The organism is Actinosynnema sp. CA-299493, assembly GCF_050946825.1.
GTDB lineage: Bacteria > Actinomycetota > Actinomycetes > Mycobacteriales > Pseudonocardiaceae > Actinosynnema.
In genome coordinates this window covers 7,657,972-7,671,211 of the sequence record NZ_CP191993.1, presented here as the reverse complement: position 1 = coordinate 7,671,211, position 13,240 = coordinate 7,657,972, and the positions used below count along the sequence as shown (strand labels likewise).

Here is a 13,240-nt window from a genome sequence, read left to right as displayed (position 1 = left end):
CGGTAGGGAGCGCGGTCGCGGTTGCCCATGACCTGCCGAGGTGACTTATTAGCTCACCGGCGCGAGCCGGTGGTCCATGATCTCGCCCTCGCCGACGAACCCCAGCCGCGCGTACAGCCGCCGAGCCGTGTCGTTGCCCCGGAACACGCGCAACTGCACCCGCGCCCACCCGTGCTCGCGCGCCCACGCCAGCACGTCGCCGACCAGCGCCTCGCCGACGCCGCGCCGCCGGAACTCCGGCTTGACCCACATGGAGTACAGGTACAACACGGTCGAGTCGACCTCGTGCGGCACACCGGCGACGAGCCCCACCGGCTCGGTCTCCTCGGCGACGACCTTCACGCCGCGCTCCGGCGCCAACAGCTCACGCCACCGCGCCTCGTCGAACCGCTTCTCCAGCGCCAACGTCGAGCCGAACGCACGGGGGTCACTGCCCAGCGCGGTCAGCCGGATGTCACGCCACGTCGCCCAGTCGTCGGGCCCGAGCCGCCGCAGTCGCATACCTCCAGTGTGGCCCACCCCCACGCCACCTCGCCCGTGACGCCGGAGGCGGTGCGGTCCGGCACTGACTTTTGCGCTCACGATCAACCCGTACGCAGCACGCTGCGGTCATGGCGGCGCGGGCCTGCCGGTGGGACCGTCGGGACATGCCAACTCGCCGTTCCGCATGGATGACCGAGGACCTGGACCAGTTGCGCAAGCTGGCCCGCACGTTCTTCGAGAAGGAAGCCGTCCCGCACCAGGAGCGCTGGGCCGCGCAGAAGCAGGTCGACCGGGACTTCTGGCGCCAGGCGGGCGGGCTCGGCCTGCTCTGCCTGTCCATCCCCGAGGAGTACGGCGGTGGCGGCGGCACGTTCGCGCACGAGGCCGTGCTGCTGGAGGAGCAGGCCCGGTGCGGTGACACCGCGTGGGGCAACAGCGTGCACAGCGGGATCGTGGCCCACTACGTCAACGCCTACGGCACCGAGGAGCAGAAGCGGCGCTGGCTGCCGAAGATGGCCTCGGGCGAGTACGTCGGCGCGATCGCCATGTCCGAGCCCGGCGGCGGCTCCGACCTGCAGAACATCAAGACGCGGGCGGTGCGGCGCGGCGACGAGTACCTGCTGTCGGGCTCGAAGACGTTCATCACCAACGGCGCGCAGGCCGACCTGGTCGTCGTGGTCGCCAAGACCGACCCCAGCCAGGGCGCGACCGGCATCTCGCTGCTGGTCGTGGAGACCGCGCAGGCGCCGGGCTTCCGCCGGGGCCGGGTGCTGGACAAGATCGGGATGCACGGCCAGGACACCGCCGAGCTGTTCTTCGACGACGTCCGCGTGCCCGCGGCGAACCTGCTCGGCACCGGCGAGGGCCAGGGGTTCATCCAGCTGATGCAGCAGCTGCCGCAGGAACGGCTGATCATCGCGGTGGCGTCGGTCGCGGGCATCGAGGCGGCGGTGGACCTCACGCTGGCCTACGTCAAGGACCGCACGGCGTTCGGCCGGGAGCTGATCAAGTTCCAGAACACCCGGTTCAAGCTCGCCGAGTGCGCCACCGAGGCCCGCGTGACCAGGGCTTTCGTGGACGAGTGCGTGCAGGAGCACCTGTCGGGCCGGCTCGACGTGCCCACCGCCGCGATGGCCAAGTGGTGGGCCACCGAGCGGCTGTGCCAGGTGGTGGACGAGTGCGTGCAGCTGTTCGGCGGCTACGGCTACATGGCCGAGTACCCGATCGCGCGCGCGTGGGCGGACGCGCGCGTGCAGAAGATCTACGGCGGGACGAACGAGATCATGAAGGAAATCATCGCGAGGTCGCTCTAGTGCCGGGGCCGCTGGAGGGGCTGAGGGTCGTCGAGCTGGCCGGCCTCGCGCCCGCGCCGTTCGGCTGCATGGTGCTGGCCGACCTCGGCGCGTCCGTGGTCCGGGTGGACCGCGTCGGCGGCGGCACCGAGGTGCCCCTGCTCGGCCGCGGCCGGCGCTCGATCGGCGTGGACGTCCGCCGACCCGAGGGCGCCGAGCTGGTGCTGCGCCTGGTCGCGGAGTCGGACGTGCTGATCGAGGGCTTCCGGCCCGGCGTGACCGAACGGCTCGGCATCGGCCCGGCGCAGTGCCTGGCCCGCAACCCGGGGCTGGTCTACGGGCGGATGACCGGCTGGGGCCAGGACGGGCCGCTGGCCGACCGCGCCGGGCACGACATCAACTACATCGCGGTGGCCGGCGCGCTGGAGCCGATCGGCCGGGCGGGCGCGCCGCCGACCGTGCCGCTCAACCTCGTCGGCGACTTCGGCGGCGGCGGGCTGCTGCTGGCGCTGGGCGTGCTGGCGGCGTTGTACGAGCGGCAGCGGTCCGGGCGCGGGCAGGTGGTGGACGCGGCCATGGTCGACGGCGCGGCGCTGCTGACCACGTTCGTGCACGGGATGTCGTCGGTGGGCGCGTGGTCGGGCGCGCGCGGGACGAACCTGCTGGACGGCGGCGCGCCGTTCTACGACGTGTACGAGGCGGCCGACGGCCGGTTCGTCGGCATCGGCGCGCTGGAGGACAAGTTCTACGCCGAACTGCTGGTCCTGCTCGGGCTCGACGACGCCGGGCTGCCGGGGCGGCACGACCCGGCGAACTGGCCGGAGCTGCGGGCCCGCATCGCCGCCGCGGTGGCGACCCGGACCAGGGACGAGTGGGCCGCGCTCGCGGAGGGCACCGACGCGTGCCTCGCGCCCGTGCTGGCGCCCGGTGAGGCCCCGGAGCACGGGCACAACGCCCAACGGGGGACGTTCGTCGAGGTGGGCGGGGTGGCTCAGCCCGCGCCCGCGCCGCGGTTCGGCCGCACGCCCGCGGCCACGCCGACGCCGCCGCCCGCGGTCGGCGAGCACACCGTCGAGGTGCTGACCGGGCTGGGGCTGGGCGAGGACGAGATCGCCGGGTTGCGGCGGTCCGGCGTGATCGGCTGACGACCCGATCGAGGACCTCGGCGCAGCCTTGATCGCAGCCCGATCGAGCAAGGAAAAAGGCGTGCGAAATCACCTGAAGGTGTAACGGAAATGAGTGGCAGCCGTCATCGGCCTTTGTCACGCTCGGTGCGTGCTTCGGCGCAATCAGGTGATGGGCTGTGCAGAGGTGGCAGTGTCTGAAGAACCTCGGTGTCCGTGCCAGGGGGGTGGGCGAGTGGCCCGTACCTTGGTGATCGGCGGGACCACTGGTCCCCTTGATCGTCCGTTCGGGTGACGCTCGGGGCCCTCAGGCATGGTTGCGTGGTGTTCGCGCGACCAGTCGAGGGAGGGCGGCGGGTTCGATCGTCATCATCCGGGTGAATGAGGGACCATGGCCGTTGACACGAGCGGCGCGGCGCCAGGCCGCACCGCGCAGTGAAACGGACGGAGACCGATCAGTGAACGTCAAGAAGGTGGTGACGCTGGCGGCGGTCGCGCTGGTGCTGTTCCTCCTGATCACCCAGCCGAACGAGTCCGCCGAAGCGGTGCGGACCGCGGTCGGGTGGCTCCAGTCCGGCGCCGAGTCGATCATCACCTTCGTTCGCAGCCTCTTCGCCTAGGGGTCGCTCGGCGGCCTTTCGAACTCCGCTCAATGCGGTCACGGTCAGTGACATCGCACCTCCAACGTTGCACCGTACGGGTGGAATGAGGGCTATAACGCCCTGGTAACAGGGTTTTTGACAAACCAGGGTCTAGCGGTTGTCGGTACCCGCTAATACGGTGCGTCGCATTGGCTGATCTTCGACCGATGAGGAGGCAGAATGGTCGAGGACTCCGGAGTCGACGAGCTGTTGCGGCAGTGGGCGGCTGAGCGCTCGGACGACGCCGACCTGCAGGAGGTGAACCGGATCAAGGACGCGTGGCTCGCGGAAGCGCCGCCGTCCGTGCCGGGGATCCCGGTGCAGCGGGCGAATGGCGGTCCCCGCGGCCTGGTGAAGGTCGAGTCCGCGGATCCGGCGTACGTGGCGGCGATGCGGAAGCGGGCGCCCGAGGTGCCCGAGCCCCTGCTCGCCGCCGCCGCCAGCTACTGGCAGCTGGTGGGCGACCTGTCCGAGGCGGAGCAGTGGTGGGACGCGGGCATCAGCCCGTTGGACCAGCGCGCTCTCGACTACCGGGCGGCCGGGCTCTCGCCCGCCGACCTCGGTCGTCGCCTCGGCCCGATGACGGTGCTCCAGCACCTGCGTCGGGGTAGTGCGGCGGCCTGGTGCGTGGCCAGGTTGCAGAGGCAACGCCGGGACGGCGTGGCCTAGGTCCGACGAGTCGGGGCGGGCTCCTGAGGTCGAGGAGCCCTTACCTTGGAGGGTGCGGGCTCCCGTGCGGGGAGCCCCAGCCCCGTGCGAGGCACGAAGTACTCTTGAGGCGTGCGAGGCCTCATCACCCCTCAGCGCCTGGCCATCGCGGCCGTCTGCCTGGCGTCGCTGGTCGTGTGCTGCGGCCTGGCCTACTGGCAGTGGGACCGGTTCTCCCAGGCCGGCGGCACGTTCCAGAACCTGGGTTACGTGTTCCAGTGGCCGCTGTTCGGCCTCTTCCCCGCGTTCATGGTGTGGCGCATCCGCAGGCTGGACGCCCGGCGCGAGGCCGAGGCCGCCGCCGGGACGACGGACGCCGCCGACGAGGCCGCGCCGGAGCCGGTGGCCGCGCCGTCTCGGCCGGTCGTTACCGTTGAGCCCGTCAGAGCGCCCGTGCGGGATGACGAGGACGACGAGCTCGCGGCCTACAACCGCATGCTCGCCGAGCTCAACGCGCGGGACCAGCGGTGAGCGAAGGTAGGGCGATGAGCGGCGCGTTGACCAGGTTCCGGTTCATGGCTTACGTGGTCGGTGTCGGCCTGCTGCTGCTCGTGGTCGGCATGATCGCCAAGTACGCGGGCGGCAACGCGGGCATGGTGCAGGTCATCGGCCCCATCCACGGCTTCCTCTACGCGGTGTACCTGGTGCTCACCGTCGACCTCGCGCTCAAGTCCCGCTGGTCGATCAAGGGCACGGTGCTGGTGCTGCTCGCGGGCACGATCCCGTTCGTGTCGTTCTACGCCGAGCGCAGGGTGGTCGAGAGCGTCCGGGCCGAGAAGAGCCTGTGACCGGGCTTGACCCCGCCCGCCGGGCACCCCTAGCGTCTGGCGGTACCAACTGAACACGGCCGTCGATGTCACGCGGGAGAGTCCCCGAGCGGGGCGCCGAAGGAGCAACTCCTCCCCGGAATCTCTCAGGCACAGGTACCGCGCGACGAAGGCAACTCTGGAAAGCAGGCGCACCCGGTGCGCCTCGCCCACGGTGCAAGCCGTCCTCACCCGGCGGCGAAGCTCTCAGGCTCATGGCAGAGGGGGAGGCTCACTCGACGAGGAGTCTCCGGTGGACCGTGTCATCCTTTCGCTCGTGAATCTCTCGGACGTGCCCGCCCGTCGACCCGACCGGTCGGCCCATCGGCATGTCCGCACCCAGGGAGGGCCCGCCTGATGGAAAGCCGCCGCACGCCCCTGCACGCCGAACACGAGGCGTTGGGGGCCATGTTCACCGACTTCGCGGGCTGGCGGATGCCGCTGCGCTACGACAGCGAGCTGGCCGAGCACCACGCGGTGCGCACGTCGGCAGGCCTGTTCGACCTGACCCACATGGGTGAGATCCTGCTCACCGGCCCGGAGGCGGGCGCCGCGCTGGACCACGCCCTGGTCGGCCACGCGTCCGCGATCGGCGTCGGCCGCGCCCGGTACACGATGATCTGCGAGGCCGACGGCGGTGTGATCGACGACCTGATCGTGTACCGCACCGGTGACGCCGAGTACCTCGTCGTGGCCAACGCCTCGAACGCCGCCGTCGTGCACGAGGCCCTGGTCGAGCGGGCGAAGGGCTTCGACGCGACGGTGACCGACGCCTCGACCGACTACGCGCTGCTCGCCGTGCAGGGCCCGAAGGCCACCGCCATCCTCGCCGGCCTCACGCCGACCGACCTGGCCGCGGTGAAGTACTACGCGTCGTACCCGACCGAGGTCGCGGGCAGGCCCGTGCTGCTGGCCCGCACCGGCTACACCGGCGAGGACGGCTTCGAGCTGTTCGTCGCGCCGGACGACGCCGCGCACGTCTGGCAGGCCCTGCTGGCGGCGGGCGCGCCGCACGACCTCAAGCCCGCCGGCCTCGGCTGCCGCGACACGCTGCGGCTGGAGGCCGGGATGCCGCTGTACGGCAACGAGCTCGGCCGCGACCGCACGCCGTTCCAGGCGAACCTCGGCCGGGTGGTGAAGCTGGACAAGCCGGGCGACTTCGTCGGCCGCGACGCGCTGGCCGCCGTCGCCGAGCAGGGCGCCGACCAGGTCCTGGTCGGCCTGAAGACCGACTCGCGCCGCGCGCCGCGGCACGGTTACCCGGTGCTGGACGCGTCCGGCGCCCGGATCGGCGAGGTGACCAGCGGCGCGTTGTCGCCGACCCTGGGCTACTCGGTGGCGATGGCGTACGTCACCGTCGGCAACACCGAGCCGGGCACGCGGCTCTCGGTGGACGTCCGCGGCAGGCACGAGCCGGTCGAAGTCGTCGCACTGCCCTTCTACAAGCGCACCTCGTAAGGGAGACCCCACACATGTCCGAGCACTTCAACACCTCCCTCGCGGAGTTCGACCCGGAGGTCGCGGACGCCGTCGCCGCCGAGCTGCACCGGCAGCAGAGCACGCTGGAGATGATCGCCTCGGAGAACTTCACGCCGGTGTCGGTGCTCCAGGCGCAGGGGTCGGTGCTGACGAACAAGTACGCCGAGGGCTACCCCGGCCGGCGCTACTACGGCGGCTGCGAGAACGTCGACGTGATCGAGCGGCTGGCGATCGAGCGGGTCAAGGCGCTGTTCGGCGCCGGTTTCGCGAACGTGCAGCCGCACTCGGGCGCGCAGGCCAACGCGTGCGCGATGTTCGCCCTGATCCAGCCGGGCGACACGATCCTGGGCCTCGACCTCGCGCACGGCGGCCACCTCACCCACGGCATGCGGATCAACTTCTCCGGCAAGCTCTACAACGTGGTGCCCTACCACGTGTCGGACTCCGACGGCCGGGTCGACATGGCCGAGGTGGAGCGGCTGGCGACCGAGCACAAGCCGAAGCTGATCGTGGCCGGCTGGTCGGCGTACCCGCGTCAGCTGGACTTCGCCGAGTTCCGCCGGATCGCCGACGCGGTGGGCGCGTACCTCATGGTCGACATGGCGCACTTCGCCGGCCTGGTGGCGGCGGGCCTGCACCCGAGCCCCGTGCCGCACGCGCACGTCGTGACCACGACCACGCACAAGACGCTCGGCGGCCCGCGCGGCGGCGTGATCCTGACCAACGAGGCCGACCTGGCGAAGAAGATCAACTCGGCGGTGTTCCCGGGTCAGCAGGGCGGTCCGCTGGAGCACGTGATCGCGGGCAAGGCGGTGGCGTTCAAGCACGCCGCGTCGCCCGAGTTCGCCGACCGCCAGCGGCGCACGGTCGAGGGCGCGAAGATCCTCGCCGAGCGGCTGTCCCAGCCCGACGCGGCGGCGGCGGGTGTGAAGGTGCTCACCGGCGGCACGGACGTGCACCTCGTGCTGGTGGACCTGGTGGGGTCCGAACTGGACGGCAAGCAGGCCGAGGACCGGCTGCACGAGGTGGGCATCACGGTCAACCGCAACGCGGTGCCGAACGACCCGCGCCCGCCGATGGTGACCTCCGGCCTGCGCATCGGCACGCCGGCGCTGGCCACGCGCGGGTTCGGCGCGGCCGACTTCGCCGAGGTGTCGGATGTCATCGCGGCGGCGCTGGGGTCCTCACCGGACCTGGCGGAGCTGCGCTCGCGGGTCGAGGTGCTGGCCGCCAAGCACCCGCTGTACCCGACCCTGTGAACGACGACACGAAATAGCTCGCGGATACTGGAGGTTGTCCCGTGCGCAACCCGCGTACGGGACAACCGAAAGAGGCACCATGACCGCGACCCTCGACGCCCTGGCACTGCCGCGCGACGCACAGGACCTGCTGTTCCGCGAGGCGCGCACGGCGAACGCGTTCACCGACGAGCCGGTGACCGACGAGCAGCTCCGCGCCGTCTACGACCTCGTGAAGTGGGGTCCGACCGCGATGAACAGCCAGCCGCTGCGCGTGCTGTTCGTCCGGGGCGAGGACGCCAAGGCCCGCCTCGCGCCGCACATGGCGGAGGGCAACCGCGCCAAGACCGTCGCCGCGCCGGTGACCGCGGTCCTGGCGGCCGACACCGACTTCCACGAGCACCTCGCCACGACGTTCCCGCACTACCCGGGCGCGAAGGCGGCGTTCGCGGACGACGCGAGGCGCGCCGAGGCGGCCAGGACGAGCGCGCTGCTCCAGGTCGGCTACTTCATCGTCGGCGTCCGCGCGGCCGGTCTCGCGGCGGGCCCGATGAGCGGTTTCGACGCGGAGGGCGTGCGCGGCGAGTTCTTCGCCGACACCAACCAGCTGCCCCTGGTGATCGTCAACATCGGCCACCCGGACCACTCCGGCACCCACCCGCGCAACCCGCGCCTGGACTTCGCCGAAGCCGTCCGCACCCTCTGACCGCACCGGCCCGCCGGCCGCACCGCCGCCGCCGGCCCGTCAGCGGGACCGGTGGGCGTTGAGCCGGGCGGCCTGGCGGGTCAGGTGGGCGACCTCGGCGAGGTTGCCCGCCTGGCGGGCCGCCTCGGCGTACAGCCGCGCCGCCGTGGCCAGGTCGCCGTCGCGCTCGCGCAGGTACGCCGCCACCGCGGTGTGCCTGGGCAGGGAGCCGTCCAGCTCGGCGAGCGCCGCCAGCCCGGCGCGCGGCCCGTCGGCCTCGCCCACGGCGACCGCGCGGTTGAGCCGGACGACCGGGCTGTCGGTCAGGCGCGCCAGCTCGTCGTACCACTCGACGATCTGCACCCAGTCGGTCTCCTCGGCGGTCGGCGCGTCGGCGTGCAGCGCCGCGATGGCGGCCTGCGCCTGGAACTCGCCCAGCCGGTCGCGGGACAGCGCCGCCTGGAGGATCCCGACGCCCTCGGCGATCGCCGCGGTGTCCCACCGGCCGCGGTCCTGCCGGGCGAGCGGCACCAGGCTGCCGTCCGGCGCGGTCCGGGCCTCGCGCCGGGCGTGGTGGAGCAGCATGAGGGCGAGCAGCCCCGCCACCTCGGGGTGGTCGATCGCCGCCGCGAGCTGCCGGGTGAGCCGGATCGCCTCGACGGCCAGGTCGACGTCGCCCGAGTAGCCCTCGTTGAAGACCAGGTAGAGGACCCGCAGCACGGTGGCGACGTCCCCGGGCTGGTCGAACCGCACACCGGAGACGGTGCGCTTGGCCCGGCTGATCCGCTGCGCCATCGTCGCCTCCGGCACCAGGTACGCCTGGGCGATCTGGCGGGTGGTCAGCCCGCCGACGGCGCGCAGCGTGAGCGCGACCGCCGACGACGGCGTCAACGACGGGTGGGCGCACAGGAAGTAGAGCTGGAGCGTGTCGTCCACCGTGGACACCGGCCCCGGCGCCGGTTCCTCGTCGACGACGTCCTCACGCCGACGCCGGGCGGCGTCCGCGCGACTCGCGTCGAGGAACCGGCGCCACGCCACCGTGGCCAGCCAGCCCTTCGGGTCCCGCGGCGGGTCGTCGGGCCAGGCGCGGACCGCCTCCACCAGCGCGTCCTGCACGGCGTCCTCGGCCGCCGCGAAGTCTGCTCCGCGGCGGACGAGGATCCCGAGCACGCCCGGCGTGAGGCTGCGGAGCAGGAGCGCGTCCATGCGGGGACGTCACTCCGTGATGGTGGGCGGCGCGTGCAGGAACGGGCGCAGCTCAAGCCACTCGTGGATCGGCTCGCCGCCGGCGCCGGGCGCGGCCGACAGCTCGCCGGCCAGCTCGACGGCCCGCTCGTAGCTGTCGACGTCGATCACCATCCACCCGGCGATGAGGTCCTTGGTCTCGGCGAACGGGCCGTCGGTGACCGGCGGGCGGCCCTCGCCGTCGTACCGGACGAACGTCCCCTCGGGTGCGAGCGCCTGACCGTCGACGTACTCGCCGGTCTCCTCCAGCCTGGCCGCGAAGTCGCTCATGTACCGCACGTGGTCGGTGATCTCCTGCGGCGTCCACCGCTCCATGGGGACGTCGTTGACCGCAGTCGGCGCGCCGCGGTAGTGCTTGAGCAGCAGGTACTTGGCCATCGTGGTTCTCCTCGGTGCCGGTGCGACCCCATTCTGGTCGCTCACACCCCTGGGACGGAGCCGGTCACCGGTTCTCGACATCCTCGTCGGAAGTTTTTTGGTTCTTTCATCGTGCCTGGTCAGGAGCCGCTGTCGCCGGCGTGACCGCTGCGTGACGCCCAAATCCCCCGGCCAACCCCGGGCCGGGGGATCAGGGCGTGGCGCAGCGGACTAGGCGGCGGGAGGCGTCACCCCCGGCGGCAGGCACTCGACGTTGCGCTTGCCGTCGGGCCGCACCACGAACCACGTGCCGCCCACGCCCTGGCCCTTCCACTGGCCCGGCGTCTCGTCCTTCGCGTACGTGTAGAGCGGCCAGCCGGCGAGCGTCACCTGCTCGGTGCCGTCGGCCCGCTTCACCGTCGACACGAGCGCCGGGTCGACGCCCTGGAGCTGCGGCGTGCCGTCGGACAGCACGGGAGGCCACGTGACGGCGCACTGGCCCTCGCAGTTGGACTTCGCCGGGTCCGGCGTGTCCTTGTCGAACCGGTACAGCGTGCGGCCGTCGCCGTCCTGCACGACCTCGCCCATCTTGGGCACGCTCTTGCCGACCAACGTGACCTGCGGGCCGGACGGCGCGGGCGCGGCCTGGCCCTCTGGCGCGTCGGCGGCGGGCTCCTCGACGGGCGCCGCCTCCTCGCTGGTCGGAGGGGCCAAGGGCTCCTGAACGTCGCCGTAGTCGCCCTGGGCCGCGGCGCCGACCTGCTCGGTCTGCGCGACCGTCCTGCCCTGCAGGCCGGTGGCGCTGGATGTCCACACGACCAGCGCGAGCACGGCGGCCAGGCCACCCGCGACGGCGATGGCGATGCGGTTTCGTCGGATCACACTCACTCCTCCTTGGTCCGTCAATCGCTCCACCGACGACTACGGCCCGCCGGCCGACGCGGTTCAGCCCACCTCGGAGACGCGGGCCAGGACAGGGGTCGCGCGACCGGTCACCACCGCATCGCCTGACCGCCGGCCGGCCGGGGACATAGGGTGTCCCGGTGGGCAACGAGATCTCCTTCCCGCGCCAGCACGCGCGCAGCCAGCGGTTCACCCTCGGCGCACCCCGGACGTTCACCGCGGCGCCGGACGGGACGAAGGTGTACTTCCTCCGCACCGCCACGGCCACGAGCCGGGCGAACGGCCTGTGGGCGTTCGACACCGCGACCCGGTCCGAGACGCTGCTGGTCGACCCCGGCGCCCTGCTGACCGACCCCGAGGACCTGTCCCCGGAGGAACGGGCCCGCCGCGAGCGCACCCGCGAGTCGGCGGCGGGCATCGTCGGCTACGCCACCGACAGCGCCGCGCGGCAGGCGGTGTTCGCGTTGTCCGGCAGGCTGTTCGTGGTCGAGCTCGCCACCGCCGCCGTCCGCGAGCTGCCGGTCGCCGGCGCGGCGGTCGACCCGCGGCTGGACCCGACCGGCCGCAAGGTCGGCTACGTGGCCGACGGCGCGCTGCACGTGGTGGACCTGGAGTCCGGCGCGGACCGCGTGGTCGCGTCGCCGGACGGCCCGGACGTCACGTGGGGCCTGGCGGAGTTCATCGCGGCCGAGGAGATGGGCCGCTACCGGGGCTACTGGTTCTCCCCGGACGGCGAGCACGTGCTGGCGGCCAGGGTGGACAACGCGCCCGTGCCGCGCTGGCACATCGCCGACCCGGCCAACCCGGGCACGCCCGCCGCCGAGATCGCCTACCCGGCCGCCGGCGAGGCCAACGCCGTGGTGGAGCTGGCGGTCTTCGGGACCGGCCGGACCGACGTGACGTGGGACCGCGACTCGTTCCCGTACGTCAACGCGGTGTCGTGGTCCTCGCACGGCAAGCCGCTGGTGCAGGTCCAGGCACGCGACCAGCGCCGCGTCCGGGTGCTGGCGGTCGACGTGGGGACCGGCGCCACCGACGTGGTCGCCGACGACACCGACCCGCACTGGCTGGAGCTCGTGCCGGGCGCACCGCGCTGGACGCCGGGCGGCGAGCTGCTGCGCGTGCTGCCGATCGGCGACGCGAACCGGCTCGTCGTGGGGGACCGGCCGTGGACGCCGGACGGCTTCCAGGTCCGCGCGGTGCTCGACGTGGCCCGGGACGGCGTGCTGGTCACCGCGTCCACCGACGACCCGACGCAGACGCACGTCTTCCTCGTCCGCGACGGCGAGGTCGCCCGACTGTCCACTGAGGACGGTGTGCACGGTGCGACGCGCGCGGGCGGCGTGCTGGTGCTGTCCCGCTCGTCCCTGGACCACTTCGGACCGGAGGTCACCGTGTCGACCGGCGGCGGGATCGGCACGTTCGCCGAAACCCCCGTGCTGACACCGGAGGTGCGGCTGCTGACCGTCGGCGAGCGGGACCTGAGGGCGGCGCTGCTGTTCCCGCGCGGCCACGTGCCGGGCACGAAGCTGCCGGTCCTGCTCGACCCGTACGGCGGTCCGCACGCGCAGCGCGTGGTGTCGGCGCGCAACGCCTACCTGGCCTCGCAGTGGCTGGCGGACCAGGGTTTCGCGGTCCTCGTCGTGGACGGCCGCGGCACGCCCGGCCGCGGCCCGGCGTGGGAGCGGGAGATCGCGTTCGACTTCGCCGGCGCCACCCTGGAGGACCAGGTGGACGCGCTGCACGCGGTCGCGGCCACCGAGGCCGACCTCGACCTGACCAGGGTCGGCATCCGCGGCTGGTCCTACGGCGGCTACCTGGCGGCGCTGGCCGTGCTGCGCCGCCCGGACGTGTTCCACGCGGGCATCGCGGGCGCGCCGGTCACCGACTGGCGGCTCTACGACACCCACTACACCGAGCGCTACCTCGGCCACCCTGCGGAGCGGCCCGAGGTGTACGACGCCAACTCGCTCATCGCCGACGCGCCGAAGCTGGAGCGCCCGTTGATGATCGTGCACGGCCTGGCGGACGACAACGTGGTGGCCGCGCACACCCTGCGGCTGTCCTCGGCGCTGCTGGCCGCGGGCCGCCCGCACACCGTGCTGCCGCTGTCCGGCGTGACCCACATGACCCCGCAGGAGCAGGTGGCCGAGAACCTGCTCCTGCTCCAGGTCGACTTCCTCCACCGCGCCCTCGCCCACTGACGCGAGAGTCCTACGTCCAGCGCGCGAGAGTCCTACGTTCGGAGCACGAGAGTCCTACGTCCAGCACGCGAGAGT

Annotated in this window: 14 protein-coding genes and 2 riboswitches; of the genes, 10 read left to right on the top strand and 4 right to left on the bottom strand. The window is 72.7% G+C overall.

Annotated elements, in window-relative coordinates:
- Positions 1-48: 48 nt before the first annotated feature.
- Entirely contained in the window at positions 49-501 is a 453-nt protein-coding gene (locus ACQPYE_RS32425; RefSeq protein ID WP_498716891.1) for a GNAT family N-acetyltransferase, read from the bottom strand.
- Positions 502-671: 170 nt separating this feature from the next.
- Between ACQPYE_RS32425 and ACQPYE_RS32420 the strand changes: the two genes are divergently transcribed.
- The 9 genes from ACQPYE_RS32420 to ACQPYE_RS32380 all read left to right on the top strand — a co-directional run bounded on the left by ACQPYE_RS32420 (position 672) and on the right by ACQPYE_RS32380 (position 8,477).
- A complete protein-coding gene (locus tag ACQPYE_RS32420) occupies positions 672-1,796 on the top strand; it encodes an acyl-CoA dehydrogenase family protein (protein ID WP_498716890.1) in 1,125 nt (374 codons plus the stop codon).
- Positions 1,796-2,920: a CaiB/BaiF CoA transferase family protein gene (locus ACQPYE_RS32415; RefSeq protein ID WP_498716888.1), complete on the top strand. Its 1,125-nt coding sequence runs from the start codon at positions 1,796-1,798 to the stop codon at positions 2,918-2,920. Before ACQPYE_RS32420 ends, ACQPYE_RS32415 begins: the two co-directional genes overlap by 1 nt.
- Positions 2,921-3,357: 437 nt before the next feature.
- The gene (locus ACQPYE_RS32410) at positions 3,358-3,519 is read left to right on the top strand and encodes a hypothetical protein (protein WP_170185260.1); all 162 of its coding nucleotides are present in this window, start codon (positions 3,358-3,360) and stop codon (positions 3,517-3,519) included.
- A gap of 201 nt (positions 3,520-3,720) precedes the next feature.
- On the top strand, positions 3,721-4,209 hold the full coding sequence (locus tag ACQPYE_RS32405; protein ID WP_498716887.1) for a helix-turn-helix transcriptional regulator: 489 nt from the start codon (positions 3,721-3,723) through the stop codon (positions 4,207-4,209).
- A gap of 111 nt (positions 4,210-4,320) precedes the next feature.
- Positions 4,321-4,719, top strand: a complete 399-nt coding sequence (locus ACQPYE_RS32400) for a hypothetical protein (RefSeq protein WP_498716886.1) — start codon at positions 4,321-4,323, stop codon at positions 4,717-4,719.
- Between the two features lie 14 nt (positions 4,720-4,733).
- Complete coding sequence (locus tag ACQPYE_RS32395) at positions 4,734-5,036, top strand: DUF3817 domain-containing protein (protein WP_498716884.1); 303 nt, start codon at positions 4,734-4,736, stop codon at positions 5,034-5,036.
- Between the two features lie 63 nt (positions 5,037-5,099).
- Positions 5,100-5,187: riboswitch (glycine riboswitch) on the top strand.
- Position 5,188: 1 nt separating this feature from the next.
- A riboswitch (glycine riboswitch) is annotated at positions 5,189-5,283 on the top strand.
- 128 nt (positions 5,284-5,411) lie between these two features.
- Positions 5,412-6,512: a glycine cleavage system aminomethyltransferase GcvT gene (gene gcvT / locus ACQPYE_RS32390; protein ID WP_498716883.1), complete on the top strand. Its 1,101-nt coding sequence runs from the start codon at positions 5,412-5,414 to the stop codon at positions 6,510-6,512.
- A 14-nt stretch (positions 6,513-6,526) separates the two neighbouring features.
- Entirely contained in the window at positions 6,527-7,792 is a 1,266-nt protein-coding gene (gene glyA, locus ACQPYE_RS32385; RefSeq protein WP_498716882.1) for a serine hydroxymethyltransferase, read from the top strand.
- 79 nt (positions 7,793-7,871) lie between these two features.
- Positions 7,872-8,477 (top strand): malonic semialdehyde reductase, encoded by a 606-nt coding sequence (locus ACQPYE_RS32380; RefSeq protein WP_498716881.1) that lies wholly within the window; start codon positions 7,872-7,874, stop codon positions 8,475-8,477.
- A gap of 39 nt (positions 8,478-8,516) precedes the next feature.
- Here ACQPYE_RS32380 and ACQPYE_RS32375 read toward each other — a convergent pair whose 3' ends face one another.
- From ACQPYE_RS32375 to ACQPYE_RS32365, 3 genes are all read right to left on the bottom strand, one after another.
- Entirely contained in the window at positions 8,517-9,662 is a 1,146-nt protein-coding gene (locus tag ACQPYE_RS32375) for an RNA polymerase sigma factor (RefSeq protein ID WP_498716880.1), read from the bottom strand.
- Positions 9,663-9,671: 9 nt separating this feature from the next.
- Entirely contained in the window at positions 9,672-10,079 is a 408-nt protein-coding gene (locus tag ACQPYE_RS32370; protein WP_498716878.1) for a YciI family protein, read from the bottom strand.
- A gap of 210 nt (positions 10,080-10,289) precedes the next feature.
- Positions 10,290-10,940 carry a hypothetical protein gene (locus ACQPYE_RS32365; RefSeq protein ID WP_498716876.1) on the bottom strand — a complete coding sequence of 217 codons (651 nt, stop codon included), beginning with the start codon at positions 10,938-10,940 and terminating at the stop codon, positions 10,290-10,292.
- Positions 10,941-11,101: 161 nt separating this feature from the next.
- On the opposite strand from ACQPYE_RS32365, the gene ACQPYE_RS32360 reads away from it, so the two are divergent.
- On the top strand, positions 11,102-13,165 hold the full coding sequence (locus ACQPYE_RS32360) for a S9 family peptidase (RefSeq protein ID WP_498716874.1): 2,064 nt from the start codon (positions 11,102-11,104) through the stop codon (positions 13,163-13,165).
- The last annotated feature ends 75 nt before the right edge of the window (positions 13,166-13,240 follow it).